The following is a 17,544-nucleotide window of genomic DNA, read 5'->3' as shown; positions in this document are numbered from 1 at the left end:
GCGCTGACTGGCAAGCCCCGTTCATTTCGGTGAACGGGGCTTTTGTGTATCAAGGCATAATGCGCGACGCATTCGTATTTGCGGCAAGACAAGGTGATCGATGTGGTGAAGAAATCGTTGTTTCAACTGCACTGGTTCTTCGGTATCACCGCCGGCCTGGTGCTGGCGTTGATGGGCATTACCGGGGCGATCTGGTCGTTCCAGGATGAGCTGCTGCAGCTGTTCAACCCCGACGTGCTCAAAGTCGAAGTACGCCAGGAGGGTGTCTTGCCAATGCCCGAACTGGTCAGAAAGATCGAGGCCGAACAGGGTGACAAGGTCGCCATGCTCTGGGTCCAGCCACAAAGCGACAAGGCGGCACGCGTCTTCTTCACCCCGCCTCCCGGTGAACGCCGGGGCTTGATGCGCTATGCCGATCCTTATACCGGCAAGCTGCAGGGCGAGGTTGCCGGTCAAGGCTTCTTCGACCTGATGCTGCAGTTGCACCGTTTTCTGGCCATGGGCGACACCGGGCGGCAGATCACCGGCGCCTGCACGCTCATGCTGATTTTCTTCTGTCTCTCCGGCCTGTACCTGCGCTGGCCGCGCAAGGCGCTGAACTGGCGGGTCTGGCTGACTCTGGACTGGGCGAAGAAGGGCCGGGCCTTCAACTGGGACCTGCATGCGGTATTCGGCACCTGGTGCCTGCTGTTCTATCTGCTGTTCGCCCTCACTGGCCTGTTCTGGTCGTATGAGTGGTACCGCGAAGGCCTGAACAAGCTGCTGGCCGATGGCCCCGCTGCCGGCGAGCAGCACAAGCGTGGCGAAGGCCGCGGGCGCCCAGGTGGTGCTCCGGGCAAAGACGCCAAACCGCTGGTGGTCGACTACGATGCCATCTGGAGCAACCTGCAAGCCGCCGCCGGCCCGGCCATGGCCAGCTACAACCTGCGACTGCCACCTGCTGGCGGACAACCGGCGACCCTCTTCTACCTGCTTGAAGGCGCCGAGCACGAACGTGCGCTCAACACCCTGACCCTCGACCCGGCCAACGGCCAAGTGAAAAAGCACGATCGCTACGCCGACAAGTCGTTCAAGGCGCAACTGCTGGCCAGCGTTTATGCGCTGCACGTAGGCAGCTACTTTGGCCTGACCGGACGCATTCTGGTGACCATCGCCAGCCTGACCATGCCATTGTTCTTTGTCACCGGCTGGCTGCTCTACCTTGATCGTCGACGCAAGAAGCGCCAGGTGCGGGCCGCACGCAGCACCTTGGCACCATCGAACGCCCAGGGCCACGGCTGGCTCATTGGCTTTGCCAGCCAGAGCGGTTTCGCCGAACAGCTGGCCTGGCAGAGCGCCGGACAACTGCAAGCTGCCGGTTTGCCCGTACAGGTGCGGCCACTGGCCGAACTGACCGAAAGCGACCTCAATCAGGCGGAACGCGCACTGTTCGTGGTCAGTACCTTCGGTGATGGTGAGGCGCCAGACAGTGCCCGTGGCTTCGAACGCAAAGTGCTCGGCCAACCTTGGGCCCTGGACAACCTGAACTACGCCCTGCTCGCTCTCGGCGACCGGCAATATCCACATTTCTGTGGCTTTGCCCGACGCCTGCAGGCCTGGCTTGGCGAGCGTGGCGCCACCAGCGCATTCACCCCAGTGGAAGTCGACAGTGCAGACCCTGCCGCCCTGCAGCACTGGCAGCAGCAGCTGGCACAGTTGACCGGCAGCAAACCACTGGCCGCCTGGAAGGCGCCTGAGTTCAGTAACTGGACCCTGGTTGAGCGCACCTTGATGAACCCTGGCAGCCAGGGCTCAGCGGTGTATCTGCTTGGCCTCAAGCCACAGCAACCGGCGCAATGGCAAGCCGGAGACCTGGTGGAGATCCTGCCGCGCAACAGTCCGCAAATCCTTGAACAGTTCCTGTACGGGCTGGGGCTTGATGGCGAATCTGCCGTCCAGGTCGATGGTCTGCAAGAAAGCCTGCTCCAGGCCCTGGCCGGTCGGCAACTGCCCAACAGCCGCGAGCACCTGGTCGGCCTGCATGCCCAGGCCCTGGTCGATGCGCTGATTCCGCTGGCTGCGCGCGAATATTCAATCGCCTCGATTGCCAGCGATGGCGTGCTGGAACTGATCATTCGTCAGGAACGCCATCCCGACGGCAACCTGGGGCTCGGCTCAGGCTGGCTGACCGAGTACCTGCCGGTGCAAGGCAGCGTCAACCTGCGCGTGCGCCGTAATAGCGGCTTCCAGCTGCCAGAAGCATCGGTGCCGATCATTCTGATCGGTAATGGCACTGGCCTGGCGGGCCTGCGCAGTTTGCTCAAGGCGCGTATCGCCGAGGGCGAGCAGCGTAACTGGCTGTTGTTCGGCGAGCGTAACCGAGCACACGACCTGCTGTGCGGCGATGAAATGCAAGCCTGGCTGGACAGCGGTGACCTGCAACGGCTGGACCTGGCGTTTTCGCGGGATCAGGCAGAGAAGGTGTATGTCCAGGATGTGTTGCTGCAGCAAGGAGAAGAACTGCGCCGCTGGGTGGCTGCAGGGGCCTGCGTGTATGTCTGCGGAAGCCTGCAAGGAATGGCTGCGGGGGTGGATGCAGCGCTCAAGGGCATCCTTGGCGATGAAGCGCTTCAACGGCTGATCGAGGATGGGCGGTATCGGCGTGACGTGTATTGATCAGACGTTAATTGCGTAGGATTCCGTCTTTTCTCGGCGCATGTGCGTGCCCAAAGCCCTTATGGAAACGCACATGCGCCTTGTGAACTCGTTTTTACGCAGGGGGCTCAATAACTTCATAGTCATTCAGGGTGAAGAGCAGGGGGCTGCCGTTACCGCCTGTGGAGAGGTAGGTGACACCGTTCTCTGATTGCGCTTTGACCGTGTATCCCTTGCGGTCACGCAGAAAAAACGCAGGCCGCTGATCGCCAAAGCCTTCGTAAAAACCCGCCGGTTCGATTTTCCAGAACACTTCGTCCTCCACACTGCTGTAAAAGCCGAGAAATCCATTGCGGCTGGAATCAATTTGCTGGCCGAAGTAAAGGCTCTGGGCAAGGCTTCCGACGTTGAAGTGAATACGATCCGCTATCTGCTCGATGAAAGCGAAAGTAAGTTTCACAGGTCGAGAGTTCGCATTGGCGGTCAGCTGCAACCATCCGGAATCGACATTAGCGAACAAGGCATTAGCACCCTGCGAAATATTCTTGGCCGCCCCCAGCTCCTCCACGTCAATGTCCTCTGAGTCCTCCACGCCAATGTCTTGCAGGATGCTCGCCGCAAGTGGGCCTTCAAGATGACCCGACTTCTTCCTTTTCTTCTTTTTCGACGATGATCTATGCCATGAGACCCTGACCGGAATCGGATGTTCTGGATCGGCCAAGCACACCAGAGTAGCGACGAAATCCTTGTTCAACTCTTGTGGATACATACATTCACTCCTGACCCTGCCATTCGCTGAATCGTACTTACGCCTCGCAAGCGAATGTCGGGCGGTTCAAAGTCCATACGAGGGCGACAACGAGCATGCGCTTGGGGCTGTATCTGAATGAATGCTGAACGGTTTCCTCCGGGGCGGCGGATAGTTGCCGGGCCTATCCGCCAGCAGGGTAGCTATGGCTTAACGTGCCTGGAGATCAAGCACGCTTGAAGTTGCGCAGTTGGCACTCAACACTCAACCAACCGCTTGAAAACCTTCCTGACAACGGTGGTCAGTGCAGTTCGAAGGTATCGGCATCCAGATTGGCCGGAAAACGCGTGCGGTAGGCTGCCAGATCAGCCGCGTTGAGAATCACGGTAAAGACCCCATCCGCCTCCCCTGCACTGAGCAGGCTCTCGCCCTGGAAATCCAGTACCTGGCTGTCGCCAGAATAGGCAAAGCCCTTGCCGTCAGTACCGACCCGGTTCACCGCCGCCACGTAACACAGGTTTTCAATGCCCCGTGCCGGCAACAGGCGGTTCCAGTGCTGACGCCGCGCCGCCGGCCAGTTGGCCGTGTACAGCAGCAGGTCGGTATCTTGCGCATCACGGCTCCACACCGGGAAGCGCAGGTCGTAGCAGATCAGCGCGCGCACCCGCCAGCCCTTGACCTCGAACTGCACCTGGCGCTCGCCTGGGGTGTAGTGCTTGTGCTCGCCGGCCATGCGGAACAGATGGCGCTTGTCGTAGAACAGGATCTCGCCATCCGGGCGTGCCCAGAGCAGGCGGTTGCGGTGGCTGCCGTCGGCGGCCTGGATGATCACACTGCCAGTAACCACCGCATCGAGCTTTTTCGCCTGGCTCTTGAGCCACTTGTAGGTCGGGCCGTTTTCCGGCTCGGCCAGGCTCTCGGAATCCATGGAAAAACCGGTGGTGAACATTTCCGGGAGGATGATCAGATCGGCGCCACGGGCCTGCTCCAGCAAGCCCTCGAAATGTTCGTAGTTGGCCAGGCGGTCGTGCCAGGCCAGGGTTGTCTGCACCAGGGCGACTTTCAGGTTAGGCAGAGCACTCAGATCGCGCATAACTTCTCCGCTGCCTGACGCAGCGTCTCCTCGCGTTTGGCAAAACACAGGCGCACCAAGCGCTGCTCGGGAATGGGTTGCTGGTAGAACACCGATACCGGGATGGTTGCCACCCCGTGTTCACGGGTGAGCCACAGCGACATCTCGACGTCGTTCAGGTCCGGGCGGATGGCTGAGTAGTCGACCAACTGGAAGTAGGTACCGGCGGTGCGGGTGAACTGAAAGCGTGATGTGGCCAGCAGATCGCAGAACAGATCGCGCTTGGCCTGGTAGAAGGCCGGGAGTTCTTCGACGTGCTCCGGATGCTCGGCCATGAAATCGGCCAGCGCCCATTGCAACGGAGTCACACCACAGAAGTTGACGTACTGATGGACCTTGCGCAGCTCAGCGCTCAGTGCCGGTGGAGCAACTACATAGCCGGTCTTCCAGCCAGTAACGTGATAGGTCTTGCCGAACGAGCTGACGACAAAGGCACGCTGGTACAGCGCTTCAACGGCCAGCACGCTGGCGTGCTGTACGCCGTCGAACACCAGGTGTTCATAGACCTCGTCGCTGATCAGGTAGATATCGCGGTCGGCGATCAGCAGTGCCAGCTTGTCCAGGTCATCGCGGCTGAACAACGCGCCCGTGGGGTTATGCGGCGAGTTGAGAATGATCATCCGCGTACGCGGGCTCAGGGCCTCAGTGAGCTTCTGCCAGTCGATGGCAAATTGACCGTCGGTGAGCTGTACATGCACGCAGCGTCCGCCGGCCAGTTCGACCGAAGGCTCGTAACTGTCGTAGCACGGATCGAAGACAATCACTTCATCACCAGCACGAATGACAGCGTGGATGGCACAAAAGATTGCTTCGGTGGCACCCGGGGTGATGGTGACCTCCGTCTCGGCATCGACACTGACGCCATAGCTACGGGCGATCTTGGTCGCGACCTGCTGGCGCAAGGCTGGTAAACCGGTCATCGGGCAATACTGGTTGTGTCCGGCACTCACATGCCGGCCTACCGCATCGAGCAGGGCCTGGGGACCATTGAAATCGGGAAAACCCTGGGACAGGTTCAAGGCGCCGGTTTGCACGGCGAGCTGGGACATGGTGGTAAAGATGGTCGTGCCGACGTTCGGCAACTTGCTACTGATCATGAAGCCCTCTTTCCTGCTGAACAATCCGGCGGTCAGAGACCGAGCATAGCGGATTGAGTGTTCAGGAAAAAGGTTGCAACCGTCGCAGGGCAATCGCGGGGCAAGCCCGCTCCCACAGGCTCATTTAAACGCTGTGGGAGCGGGCTTGCCCCGCGATGCATTTAGCGTTTGTCTTTACGCTTCTTCTCGGCTTTCTTGTGGTGCGACATCAAGCGACGCTTCTTGTTGACCTGGCGGTCGGTCAAGGCGTTCTTGTTGCCTTCGTACGGGTTCTCACCACCCTTGTACTCGATGCGGATCGGCGTACCGACCAGCTTGAGCACGCGGCGATAGGTGTTTTCCAGGTAGCGCGAGTAGGACTTGGGTACTTTCTCGACCTGGTTACCGTGGATCACGATGATCGGCGGGTTGGCGCCCCCCAGGTGGGCATAGCGCAGCTTGATACGGCGACCGTTGACCATCGGCGGCTGGTGATCGCTGATCGCGTCTTCGAGGATCTGGGTCAGGCGGCTGGTCGGCCAGCGGGTAACCGCCGACTTGAAGGAGTTCTGCACCGACTGGTACAGATTGCCCACGCCAGTGCCGTGCAGCGCCGAAATGAAGTGGATGTCGGCGAAGTCGACGAAAAACAGCCGGCGTTCCAGCTCGGTTTTCACGTAGTCGCGTTCACCTGGCTGCATGCCATCCCACTTGTTCAGGGCGATGACGATGGCGCGGCCGGCTTCCAGGGCAAAGCCCAGCAGGTTCAGGTCATGGTCAACCACGCCTTCGCGGGCATCCATGACGAAGATGACCACGTTGGCATCCTTGATCGCCTGCAGGGTCTTGACCACGGAGAACTTTTCGACTTCTTCGTGGATCTTGCCGCGCTTGCGCACCCCGGCGGTGTCGATCAGGGTGTACTTCTCTTCATTACGCTCGAAGGGAATGTAGATACTGTCGCGGGTGGTGCCCGGCTGATCGTAAACGATTACCCGGTCTTCACCGAGCATGCGGTTGACCAGGGTCGATTTGCCGACGTTCGGACGACCGATGATGGCGATCTTGATGCCATCTTTCTCGCTCGGACCAGGAATACGTACCGCTTCCTCGCCCTCGGCGACGTCGGTATCGATCTCTTCTACATTGTCCCGCGGGAAGTCGCTGAGCACGGCCTCCAGCAGGTTGTTGACGCCACGGCCCTGAGCACCGGCGACGCCGATGGCGTTGCCCATGCCCAACGGCGAGAACTCGGCGATGGCAATCTGCGGATCGATGTTGTCGATCTTGTTGGCGACCAGGAACGAGCGCTTGTTGCGCTTGCGCAGGTGCTCGGAAATCATCTGGTCGGCAGCGGTCAGGCCGGCGCGGGCGTCAACCAGGAACAGGACCACATCGGCTTCTTCGATGGCCAGCAGCGACTGCTCGGCCATTTTTTCGTCCATGCCGTGCTCGTCACCGGAAATACCACCGGTGTCGACCAGAATGTACGAACGGCCTTGCCAGCTTGCTTCACCGTATTGGCGGTCACGGGTCAGCCCGGACAGGTCGCCGACGATAGCGTCACGGGTCCTGGTCAGGCGGTTGAACATGGTGGATTTACCGACGTTCGGTCGGCCCACCAGGGCGATTACGGGAACCATGCGGCTCTCCACTTCATAAATTCAGAAAATACAAAGGCCGCTGCACTGCAGCGGCCGGAGTTCGGGCGGCACCCGAAGTGCCGCAGCCCGAGGCCTGCACGGCCTCAAGCATAGCCTCAGCGGATGGTCAGCGCCTCGAGCTTGCCGCTGTTGCCGTACACATAGATGGTGTCACCCACCACCAGCGGACGGGCACGCAGGCCATCGCTGTCGATACGCTCACGACCGACGAAGCGACCGTCGACCTGGCTGAGCAGGTGCAGGTAGCCTTCCAGGTCACCTACTGCTACATAGCTGGAGAACACTTCCGGCGCCGACAATTGACGACGTGCCAGCGAATCGTTGCTCCACAGGGCGCTCGAAGAGCGCTCGTCGATACCTTCCACGGTACCCGAAGCCAGGCTCACGTAGACGTTACCGAAGCCTTGGGCCACACCGGTGTAGCTGGAAGCATCACGCTGCCACAACACCCGGCCGCTTTCCAGATCCAGGCCGGCAACCCGGCCCTGGTAGCTGCTCACGTACAGGGTACCGCCAGACAGCAGCAGGCCGCCGTCGATATCGACAACCCGGTCAAGCTCCGAGCGACCTTGCGGGATGGCCACACGCTGTTCCCAGACCGGCACGCCGTTGCGGGTATCCAGCGCGATGACCTTACCGGTCGACAAACCAGCAACAGCCAGGTGATTGGTCACGATCGGTGCACCGGTACCACGCAGGGTCAGTACCGCTGGAGTGCTTTCGTAGATCCAGCGGCGATCACCGGTGCTGGCATCCAGGCCGATCACACGGTCGTCCTGGGTTTGCACGACCACCACGTCACCGTTGGTGGCAGGCGGCGCCAGCACTTCACTGGTAACGCGCGAACGCCAGCGCTGCTCACCGGTGCTGGCATCCAGGGCGATCACTTCACCGCGCAGGGTACCGAGCATGACCATGCCGTAACCGACGCCAACGGCACCGGAGACAGGCAGTTCAAGGTCTTTTTTCCAGGCCACGTCGCCAGTATTGCGATCCATGGCCATCACCACGCCGGTCACATCGGCGGCGTAGATACGATCGTTCTCGATCGCCGGGACCAGCATGTTGAAGGACTCGCCCTGACCGTCACCGATCGAACGACTCCATTGCTTCTTCAGGACCACCTCTTCGGTGAACTTGGTCAGCTCGGCCGGCGGCAATTCCTTTTTGCTGTTGCTGCTGCAACCCGCGGCCAGAATGGCCAGGGTCAGCACTGCTGCATGTTTCCAACCGATCACGTCACGCATCCCCTTTGGCCAGGTCGTCGAGCTTGAGTTGCAAACCACCGATCGCGGCGTCGTCAGACAGCGCGTCCTTGGCCTTTTTGTAAGCGGCATGGGCATCAGCAGCACGACCCAGCTGTACCAGCAGGTCGCCCTTGAGCTCTTCACGGCTGGCCAGGAACGCTTTGTCGGCGTCGCCTTCCAGCAGTTTCAGCGCTTCTTCAGCCTTGTTCTGGGCAGCCAGGACACGGGCCAGGCGCTGACGGGCGATTTCGCCCAGGGTGTCATCAGCCGGCTTGTCGACGATCGACTTGAGCTCGGCAGCAGCGTCATCGAGCTTGCCGGCCTCGACCGCGACCTTGGCCACGAACAGGCTGCCGTACTGGGCGTAGGCGCTACCGCCAAACTCGTTCTTGAGCTTGCCGGACAGTTCCGCGACCTTGGCCGCATCCGGCTCGCCGCTAGGCGTCAGGGTGGTTTCCAGCAGGGCCTGATAAAGGTTCGAGGCGCCTTGCGACTGGTTGCCCTGGTATTTCTGGAAGGCTTGCCAGCCGAACACTATTACCAGTGCCAGCAGGCCGCCGGTTACCAGTGGCTTGCCATTGCGCTGCCACCAGTCCTTGAAGGCCGCCAGCTGTTCATCATCGGTACTCGACACCCCAATACTCCTTTTCACCAAATCGGCTGTTGACCCGCTTCACGCCTGCGCGAGGGAAGCTTCCAGGTGCTCTGCCAGAGCATCCCAGGCAATGTTTTGTTGTTCGCCCTGGCCACGCAGGGGTTTGAAACCTACCACTTGTTGCGCCAGTTCGTCGTCCCCCAGGATCAAGGCGAACAGCGCGTTGCTCTTGTCAGCCTTCTTGAACTGACTCTTGAAACTGCCAGCACCGGCATTGACCTGCAGGCGCAGGTTCGGCAGGCGATCGCGCAGACGCTCGCTCAGGGCCAGGCCCGCCAGCTCTGCCTGCTCACCGAAGGCGCACAGGTAGACATCGACCTGACGGTTGATCGACTCGGGTACCTGCTCCAGGGTTTCCAGCAGCAGGATCAGGCGCTCGATACCCATGGCGAAACCAACGCCCGGGGTCGGCTTGCCGCCCATCTGCTCAACCAGGCCGTCATAGCGGCCACCAGCGCAGACAGTGCCCTGAGAGCCGAGCTTGTCGGTGACCCACTCGAACACGGTCTTGCTGTAGTAATCCAGGCCACGCACCAGTTTGGTGTTGATCACGAACGGAATACCGGCGGCATCCAGACGTGCCTTGAGGCCATCGAAATGTACCCGCGACTCTTCGTCCAGGTAGTCTTCGAGCTTCGGCGCGCCAACCAGCACCGCCTGGGTGTTGGCGTCCTTGCTGTCGAGGATGCGCAGCGGGTTGGTCTTCAGGCGACGCTGGCTGTCTTCGTCCAGCTGCTCCAGACGCGCCGAGAGGAACTCGACCAGCGCATCACGGTAGCGCGCACGGGCTTCACTGGTGCCCAGGCTGTTGAGTTCGAGCTTGACCGCGTCACGGATCCCCAGCAAGCCCCACAGGCGCCAGGTGAGGACGATCAACTCGGCGTCGATGTCCGGACCGTCGAGGTTGAAGACTTCGACGCCGATCTGGTTGAACTGGCGATAGCGACCTTTCTGTGGGCGCTCGTGGCGGAACATCTGGCCGATGTACCAGAGTTTCTGCACCTGGCCACCACCGCTGATGCCGTGCTCGAGTACTGCACGCACGCAGGCCGCAGTACCTTCCGGACGCAGGGTCAGGGAGTCACCGTTGCGGTCGGCGAAGGTGTACATCTCTTTTTCGACGATGTCGGTCACTTCACCGATCGAGCGCTTGAACAGCTCGGTGAACTCGACGATCGGCGTACGGATCTGGCGATAGCCGTAGGTGTCCAGCAGGCCGGCGACGGTGCTCTCGAAATAGCGCCACAGCGGGGTCTGCTCGGGCAGGATGTCGTTCATGCCACGGATGGCTTGCAGCGATTTGCTCACGGAAAATCCTTACGAATCTGGGTATCAGCCACGGGCGATCAACGCCGCGTCGGCCTCGGCCTTTTCGGCCGCTTTCTGGCGGATGAGCCGTTCCAGCTCATCGACCAGGTTGTCATTGGTCAGTTTCTGCGCAGGCTTGCCATCGATGTAGATCAGGTTCGGCGTACCACCGGTCAGCCCCACATGGGCTTCCTTGGCTTCGCCTGGACCATTGACCACGCAGCCGATCACGGCCACGTCCATCGGCACCAGCAGGTCTTCCAGGCGCCCTTCCAGCTCGTTCATGGTCTTGACCACATCGAAATTCTGCCGCGAGCAGCTCGGGCAGGCGATGAAGTTGATACCACGTGAACGCAGGTGCAGGGACTTGAGGATGTCGTAACCGACTTTTACTTCCTCAACCGGGTCTGCCGCCAGGGAGATGCGAATAGTATCGCCAATCCCTTCGGCAAGCAGCATACCGAGGCCGACTGCGGATTTCACCGTACCCGAACGCAGGCCACCGGCTTCGGTGATGCCCAGGTGCAGTGGCTGGATGATCTGTTTGGCCAACAGCCGATAGGCTTCGACGGCCATGAACACGTCGGAGGCCTTGACGCTGACCTTGAAGTCCTGGAAATCCAGGCGATCGAGGTGTTCGACGTGACGCATGGCCGACTCGACCAGCGCCGCCGGGGTTGGCTCGCCGTACTTTTTCTGCAGGTCCTTTTCCAGGGAACCGGCGTTGACGCCGATGCGGATCGGGATGCCGCGGTCACGGGCAGCGTCGACGACAGCACGCACGCGGTCTTCACGACCGATGTTGCCCGGGTTGATCCGCAGGCAGTCGACGCCCAGTTCGGCAACGCGCAAGGCAATGCGGTAGTCGAAGTGGATATCGGCGACCAGCGGCACGCTGACCTGCTGCTTGATCCGGCCAAAGGCTTCGGCCGCGTCCATGTCCGGTACCGAGACACGAACGATGTCGACACCGGCATCAACCAGACGGTTGATCTGTGCCACGGTGGCCGCGACATCGTTGGTGTCGGTGTTGGTCATGCTCTGTACGGCGATGGGGGCATCGCCGCCGACAGGAACATTACCTACCCAGATTTTTCGCGATTCGCGACGTTTGATCGGTGATTCGCCGTGCATGACTTATTGTCCCAACTTCAGGCGAGCAGTCTCGCCACTGGTGAACGGCGCAACGTCAACAGGCTGGCCGTTGTAGCTGACCTGCACGCCCCGGGCAAAGCCCAGGCGTACCGCAAACGGCGGCTTGCCGGTCAGGTCCAGGCTGTCGCCCTTGCGCTTGATGGCGCTAAACAGCACCTTGCCGTTGCCGTCGGTGACCGAAGTCCAGCAATCGGCGGTGAATTGCAGGTGCAGCTTGCCGCTGCCGGCAGGCGCCGGGGTCGGGGCCGCTGGTGCTGGCGTAGCGACCGGTGCGCTCGCCACCACCACAGGGGCGACGGGGGCGACCGGAGCAGGTGCCGGCGCTGCAGCTACCGGAGCGGCTGGTGCAGCAACGGGTGCAACAGGGGTGGTGACGGCCGGAGCTACCGGCGCGAGCGGAGTGCTGCTTGGCGTTTGTGACGCTGGCGCGGTTTCGGTCTGCTCAGTGGCCGCCGGGGCCTGTTCCAGACTCAGCGGGGTGCTTTGCGGTTGCTGAGCGGCGCTGACCGCCTGGTCTTCAGGTTCGTCCAGCGGATGGATCTGGGTGGTGCCGTCGGCGCTTTCGACCTCGACATGTTCCAGGGCCATGTTGACCAGGTCTTTGCTGCTCTGGCTGCCCTGCTCCTGCCACCAGAAGAAGCCACCACCAATCACCACAACCAACAGCAACAAGCTGACGACGCGCAGAATGTTGTGCGACAGCCGCACCGGCTCTTCAATGCGACCCAGCGCATGCACGTCGCTGCCCTGGGCGTCGGTACCGGTGCATTGGTCAAAAGCTTGCACCAGCGCAGCCTGATCCATGTCCAGCAGCTTGGCATAGGCACGTATGTAGCCGCGGGCAAAGGTGTGACCAGGCAGCTTGTCGAAGGCGCCGGCTTCAAGGTTGTTCAATGAACTCACGGTCAGGTTCAGCTTGTGAGCCACTTCGGCTTGCGACCAGCCCCTGTTCTCACGGGCCTGACGCAGAGTCTCACCTGGATTCTCGCGAGTCGCTGCTGCTACTTCGGGATGCGCCGCTTTCATCATTGCTCCGACAGGTATTGCTGATATTCCGGCGTACCGGGATAAAGTCGTTGTAATTGCAGGCCCAGATCGGTGGCCTTGTTCCGTTCTTCGAAGACGCTGGCCAGGCGACTGCCCAGCAGCAAGCTGCGGGCACTGTGGTCGCTCAGCTGGCTGAAACGATCGTAGTAGTCACGGGCCGGCACATAATGCCTGTCTTCGTAAGACAACTCAGCCATTTCCAGCAACGCGCGTGGTTGCTGCTGGTTGAGCCGTAAAGCTTTTACCAGGTATTCCTGCGCCTGGTCGCGCTGGCCCAGCCGCAACGCGGTCAGGCCGAGACTCTCGAATACTCGTGAACGCTCAGGATACAGGGTATCGGCCGCAGCTTGGACAAACATCTGCTGCGCCTGGACGTATTGCCCCTGAGCATAAAGGAAACTGCCGTAATTGTTACGGGTCCTCGTGTCGTCCGGGCGACTGGCCAGGGCCTTGCGGTAGTGCTTCTGCGCCAGTTCCGGCTCGTCTTCGGCCTGATACACCAAAGCCAGGGCACCGTTTGCAGCGGCGTCCTGGCTATCGAGATCAAGCGCTTTTTTCAGCGGCCCTTTGGCCTGCTCGGTCAAACCTTGTTGCAAATAACCCAGCCCCAACTGCACATAGGCCTGCCCGGCCTGTGCGCGCCCTTCACGCGTCGCCAGCGTGTCCGAACTCCCGCCGGACACGCAGCCTGCAAGCAGGGCGAGCGACAGAATCGACAGCGCAACGCGCAAGGTCATGGAGTTCCTCTCTTCAGTTGCGCACGGCGCTGTCTTGCATTTCGCCTTCAGCGTTCAACTGACGTACGGCGATATAGCGCTCGCTGCGGCGGGTCCGGTCCATCACCTGCCCTACCAGCTGACCACAGGCGGCGTCGATGTCTTCACCACGGGTGGTGCGCACCGTCACGTTGTAGCCGGCGTGATGCAGGTGGTCCTGGAAACGGCGGATGGCGTTGTTGCTCGGCCGCTCGTAACCGGAATGCGGGAACGGGTTGAACGGGATCAGGTTGATCTTGCACGGCACGTTCTTGAGCAGCTCGGCCATTTCCACGGCGTGTTCGAGCTTGTCGTTGACGTCCTTGAGCAGGGTGTACTCAATGGTCAATACACGCTTTTCACCGAGTTGCGACATGTAGTTCATGCACGACTCGAGCAGGACCTTGAGCGGGTATTTCTTGTTGATCGGCACCAGTTCGTTGCGCAGCGCATCGTTCGGCGCATGCAGCGACAGGGCCAGGGAGACGTCGATGTGCTTGGCCAGCTCATCGATCATCGGTACCACGCCGGAGGTGGACAGGGTCACCCGGCGCTTGGAAATGCCGTAGCCGAGGTCGTCCATCATCAAATGCATGGCGGCGACCACGTTATCGAAGTTCAGCAGCGGCTCACCCATGCCCATCATCACCACGTTGGTGATGGCGCGGTCGATGGTGGCGGGAATGCTGCCGAACGATTTGTTGGCAATCCACACCTGGCCGATGACTTCGGCGGCGGTGAGGTTGCTGTTGAATCCTTGCTTGCCGGTGGAGCAGAAACTGCAGTCCAGGGCGCAACCGGCCTGAGACGAGACACACAAGGTGCCACGCTTGCCCTGAGGGATGTACACGGTCTCGACGCAGCTGCCGGACGCCACGCGCACCACCCATTTACGGGTGCCGTCGCTGGAGATGTCCTCGCTGACCACTTCCGGACCGCGAATCTCGGCAACAGCCTTGAGCTTTTCGCGCAAGGCCTTGCCGACATTCGTCATGGCGTCGAAATCATCGACGCCAAAGTGGTGAATCCATTTCATTACCTGACCGGCACGGAAACGCTTCTCCCCGATAGAGTCGAAGAATTTTTCCATTTCCGGCTGGGTCAGCCCCAACAGGTTAGTTTTGCCAGTCGATGTCGTCATGGATTCACCCTCACCCGTAAGCTTTCGCTTAGCGAGTGGTTACCTCGGTAGCTGCGAAGAAGTAAGCGATTTCGCGAGCAGCAGCGGCTTCGGAGTCCGAACCGTGAACGGCGTTGGCGTCGATGGATTCAGCGAAGTCGGCGCGGATGGTGCCTGGAGCAGCTTCTTTAGGGTTGGTAGCGCCCATCAGCTCACGGTTCAGAGCGATGGCGTTCTCGCCTTCCAGAACCTGAACAACAACTGGACCGGAGGTCATGAAGGCAACCAGGTCGCCGAAGAAACCACGGGCGCTGTGCTCAGCGTAGAAGCCTTCAGCTTCGGCTTTGGACAGTTGCTTGATTTTCGAAGCAACGATTTTCAGGCCAGCGTCTTCGAAACGGGTGGTGATCTTGCCGATCACGTTTTTAGCAACGGCGTCAGGCTTGATGATCGAGAAAGTACGTTGAACAGCCATGGTGTAACTCCAGAAACGTTGAGTGAAGCGAAAAATTAAACCCGCGAATTATACGCGGGTTCCGGGGGATTGCCTAACCTGCCGAGCGCGCTCAGTCGGCTTCTTCGATCCAGGCCGCCTGGATGGCTTCGAGAACCTTCTCGCCGCCACGTTGCGGATCGTCACTGAAATCCGGCAATGCCAGCACCCACTGGTGCAGATCGACGAAGTTCACATAACGAGGATCGACTTCCGGCTTGCTTTCGGCAAGCTGGATTGCAATTTCAAGTACATCAACCCATTTCAGGCTCATGTCAGCTCCAGATCAATGCGGCGCTTCGGCGGCGTGGTTGAGGGAGTACTTGGGAATCTCGACCGTCAGGTCTTCGGTGCCGACCTTGGCCTGACAGGTCAGGCGCGACGTCGGTTCCAGGCCCCAGGCACGGTCAAGATAGTCCTCTTCCAGCTCGTCAGCCTCGTTGAGCGAGTCGAAGCCTTCGCGAATGACGCAGTGGCACGTGGTGCAGGCGCAGACGCCGCCGCAGGCGCTTTCGATTTCGATGTGGTTGTCGTGCGCCACTTCGAGGATCGACTTACCTGTCTCGGCCTCTACAACCATGCCATCCGGGCAGAACTTCTCGTGGGGCAGAAAAATCACCTGCGGCATCAGTTACTCCTCGATCTCATTCAGGTTGCGCCCGGCCAACGCGGCTTTTACCGTCGAATCAAGGCGACGGGCGGCAAAGGCATCGGTCACCTGCGACAGACGCTTGGTCTGCTGCTCGATGGCGGCGCCATCGGTGCCGTTGATCAAATCACGCAAGTCTTGCATTTGTTGTTCGATGGCCAGACGCTCTTCGGCGTCCAGCAGGCGCTCGCCATCGGCGTCCAGGGCGCCCTGCACCGCTTCAAGCAGACGCTCGGCGTCAACCTGGTGCTCACGCAACTGGCGAGCGACCTTGTCAAAACCGGCATGTTCGAAGGAATCCTTGAGCATGCGGGCGATTTCGCCGTCGGTCAGACCGTAGGACGGCTTGACCTGGATGCTTGATTCGACGCCCGAGCCCAGCTCGCGCGCCGAAACGCTGAGCAGGCCGTCGGCATCGACCTGGAAGGTCACGCGAATCTTCGCCGCACCGGCGACCATCGCCGGAATACCCCGCAGCTCGAAGCGCGCCAGCGAGCGGCAGTCGCTGATCAATTCACGTTCGCCTTGCAGCACGTGAATCATCATCGCCGACTGGCCGTCTTTATAGGTGGTGAACTCCTGGGCACGGGCGACCGGGATGGTGGTGTTGCGCGGAATCACCTTCTCCATCAGCCCGCCCATGGTTTCAAGCCCCAGGGACAGCGGGATCACATCAAGCAGCAGCAGTTCGCCACCATCGCGGCGGTTGCCGGCCAGGGTATCGGCCTGGATTGCGGCGCCAATGGCGACCACCTGATCCGGATCGATTTCGGTCAACGGGGTGCGGCCAAACAGAGCACCGACCGCCTCACGCACGCGCGGAACGCGGGTCGAACCACCGACCATGACCACCGCGCCGACCTCTTCAAGCTCGACGCCACTGTCACGCACGGCGCGACGACAAGCCTTGAGGCTACGGGCGATCATCGGTTCGATCAGCGCATCGAAGGCGCTGCGGGTCAGCTCAGCCTGCCAGTTGCCATAGGCGACACTGACCGAATCAGCATCGGTCAGGGCTTCCTTGGCCGCACAAGCGGTTTGCAACAGCTGGCGCTGGGCACCCGGATCAAGGTCTGAGGACAAACCGGCCTGCTCGACGATCCAGTTGGCGATCGCGTGGTCGAAGTCGTCGCCGCCCAAGGCGCTGTCGCCACCGGTGGCCAACACTTCAAAGACACCGCCGGTCAGGCGCAGGATCGAGATATCGAAAGTCCCGCCGCCCAGGTCATAAATGGCTACCAGGCCTTCGGCGTTCTGATCCAGACCATAGGCCACGGCCGCTGCAGTCGGCTCATTGAGCAGACGCAAGACGTTCAGACCGGCCAGGCGCGCGGCGTCCTTGGTCGCTTGGCGCTGAGCATCGTCGAAATAAGCCGGAACAGTGATGACCGCACCGACCAACTCGCCACCCAAGGTCTCTTCAGCGCGCTGACGCAGAACCTTGAGGATATCGGCCGAGACTTCCACCGGGCTTTTCGGGCCCTGAATGGTGTCGATGAACGGCATGTGCGATTCACCGCCGACAAAGCGGTATGGCAGTTGCTCGCCCAGCTGTTTGACGTCCGCCAGGCCACGGCCCATCAGGCGCTTGACCGACAGCACGGTATTGAGCGGATCGCTGGAGGCGGCATCGCGCGCGAGCTGACCGACATCGATGTGATCAGCGTGATAACGCACCGCCGAAGGCAGGATGACCCGGCCTTGAGCGTCAGGCAGGGGCTCGCTACGGCCGCTGCGCAGAGCGGCAACCAGGGAGTTGGTGGTACCAAGGTCAATACCCACCGCCAGGCGGCGCTGGTGCGGCTGAGGACTCTGACCGGGTTCGGCAATCTGCAGTAGGGCCATGCTTATCTGAATACCA

At 60.9% G+C, this 17,544-nt stretch carries 16 protein-coding genes; 1 reads left to right on the top strand and 15 read right to left on the bottom strand.

Going from position 1 to position 17,544, the window contains the following annotated elements:
- Nucleotides 1–102: 102 nt before the first annotated feature.
- The gene (locus AC07OF_RS03375) at nucleotides 103–2,655 is read left to right on the top strand and encodes a PepSY domain-containing protein (protein ID WP_495072574.1); all 2,553 of its coding nucleotides are present in this window, start codon (nucleotides 103–105) and stop codon (nucleotides 2,653–2,655) included.
- Nucleotides 2,656–2,749: 94 nt separating this feature from the next.
- Here AC07OF_RS03375 and AC07OF_RS03370 read toward each other — a convergent pair whose 3' ends face one another.
- From AC07OF_RS03370 to hscA, 15 genes are all read right to left on the bottom strand, one after another.
- Nucleotides 2,750–3,403: a hypothetical protein gene (locus AC07OF_RS03370; protein WP_157194046.1), complete on the bottom strand. Its 654-nt coding sequence runs from the start codon at nucleotides 3,401–3,403 to the stop codon at nucleotides 2,750–2,752.
- A 280-nt stretch (nucleotides 3,404–3,683) separates the two neighbouring features.
- Nucleotides 3,684–4,475 (bottom strand): amidohydrolase, encoded by a 792-nt coding sequence (locus tag AC07OF_RS03365; protein ID WP_476445976.1) that lies wholly within the window; start codon nucleotides 4,473–4,475, stop codon nucleotides 3,684–3,686.
- Complete coding sequence (locus AC07OF_RS03360) at nucleotides 4,463–5,611, bottom strand: pyridoxal phosphate-dependent aminotransferase (protein WP_038614499.1); 1,149 nt, start codon at nucleotides 5,609–5,611, stop codon at nucleotides 4,463–4,465. Before AC07OF_RS03360 ends, AC07OF_RS03365 begins: the two co-directional genes overlap by 13 nt.
- 161 nt (nucleotides 5,612–5,772) lie before the next feature.
- The gene (gene der, locus AC07OF_RS03355) at nucleotides 5,773–7,233 is read right to left on the bottom strand and encodes a ribosome biogenesis GTPase Der (RefSeq protein ID WP_038614501.1); all 1,461 of its coding nucleotides are present in this window, start codon (nucleotides 7,231–7,233) and stop codon (nucleotides 5,773–5,775) included.
- 116 nt (nucleotides 7,234–7,349) lie between these two features.
- Nucleotides 7,350–8,501 carry an outer membrane protein assembly factor BamB gene (gene bamB, locus AC07OF_RS03350; protein WP_191832323.1) on the bottom strand — a complete coding sequence of 384 codons (1,152 nt, stop codon included), beginning with the start codon at nucleotides 8,499–8,501 and terminating at the stop codon, nucleotides 7,350–7,352.
- Nucleotides 8,494–9,135, bottom strand: a complete 642-nt coding sequence (locus tag AC07OF_RS03345) for a YfgM family protein (RefSeq protein ID WP_157194053.1) — start codon at nucleotides 9,133–9,135, stop codon at nucleotides 8,494–8,496. Before AC07OF_RS03345 ends, bamB begins: the two co-directional genes overlap by 8 nt.
- Nucleotides 9,136–9,174: 39 nt before the next feature.
- On the bottom strand, nucleotides 9,175–10,464 hold the full coding sequence (gene hisS, locus AC07OF_RS03340) for a histidine--tRNA ligase (protein WP_157194055.1): 1,290 nt from the start codon (nucleotides 10,462–10,464) through the stop codon (nucleotides 9,175–9,177).
- Between the two features lie 24 nt (nucleotides 10,465–10,488).
- Nucleotides 10,489–11,598 (bottom strand): flavodoxin-dependent (E)-4-hydroxy-3-methylbut-2-enyl-diphosphate synthase, encoded by a 1,110-nt coding sequence (gene ispG, locus AC07OF_RS03335; RefSeq protein ID WP_038614506.1) that lies wholly within the window; start codon nucleotides 11,596–11,598, stop codon nucleotides 10,489–10,491.
- A 3-nt stretch (nucleotides 11,599–11,601) separates the two neighbouring features.
- Nucleotides 11,602–12,645 (bottom strand): RodZ domain-containing protein, encoded by a 1,044-nt coding sequence (locus AC07OF_RS03330; protein ID WP_157194057.1) that lies wholly within the window; start codon nucleotides 12,643–12,645, stop codon nucleotides 11,602–11,604.
- Nucleotides 12,645–13,403, bottom strand: coding sequence for a type IV pilus biogenesis/stability protein PilW (pilW, locus tag AC07OF_RS03325; protein ID WP_157194059.1), 759 nt, complete (start codon nucleotides 13,401–13,403; stop codon nucleotides 12,645–12,647). Before pilW ends, AC07OF_RS03330 begins: the two co-directional genes overlap by 1 nt.
- 13 nt (nucleotides 13,404–13,416) lie before the next feature.
- On the bottom strand, nucleotides 13,417–14,562 hold the full coding sequence (gene rlmN, locus AC07OF_RS03320; protein ID WP_157194061.1) for a dual-specificity RNA methyltransferase RlmN: 1,146 nt from the start codon (nucleotides 14,560–14,562) through the stop codon (nucleotides 13,417–13,419).
- A gap of 28 nt (nucleotides 14,563–14,590) precedes the next feature.
- Entirely contained in the window at nucleotides 14,591–15,016 is a 426-nt protein-coding gene (ndk, locus tag AC07OF_RS03315) for a nucleoside-diphosphate kinase (RefSeq protein ID WP_128322646.1), read from the bottom strand.
- A 91-nt stretch (nucleotides 15,017–15,107) separates the two neighbouring features.
- Nucleotides 15,108–15,308, bottom strand: coding sequence for a Fe-S cluster assembly protein IscX (gene iscX, locus AC07OF_RS03310; RefSeq protein WP_010223458.1), 201 nt, complete (start codon nucleotides 15,306–15,308; stop codon nucleotides 15,108–15,110).
- Between the two features lie 12 nt (nucleotides 15,309–15,320).
- Nucleotides 15,321–15,662 carry an ISC system 2Fe-2S type ferredoxin gene (gene fdx, locus AC07OF_RS03305; RefSeq protein WP_038614513.1) on the bottom strand — a complete coding sequence of 114 codons (342 nt, stop codon included), beginning with the start codon at nucleotides 15,660–15,662 and terminating at the stop codon, nucleotides 15,321–15,323.
- Nucleotides 15,663–15,665: 3 nt separating this feature from the next.
- Nucleotides 15,666–17,528: a Fe-S protein assembly chaperone HscA gene (hscA, locus tag AC07OF_RS03300; RefSeq protein WP_157194063.1), complete on the bottom strand. Its 1,863-nt coding sequence runs from the start codon at nucleotides 17,526–17,528 to the stop codon at nucleotides 15,666–15,668.
- Nucleotides 17,529–17,544: the final 16 nt, after the last annotated feature.

The sequence above is a fragment of the Pseudomonas sp. GW821-FHT10B02 genome (assembly GCF_059415665.1).
Note: the sequence above shows the minus strand (reverse complement) of the source record. Positions and strands in the feature narration are given on the sequence as shown.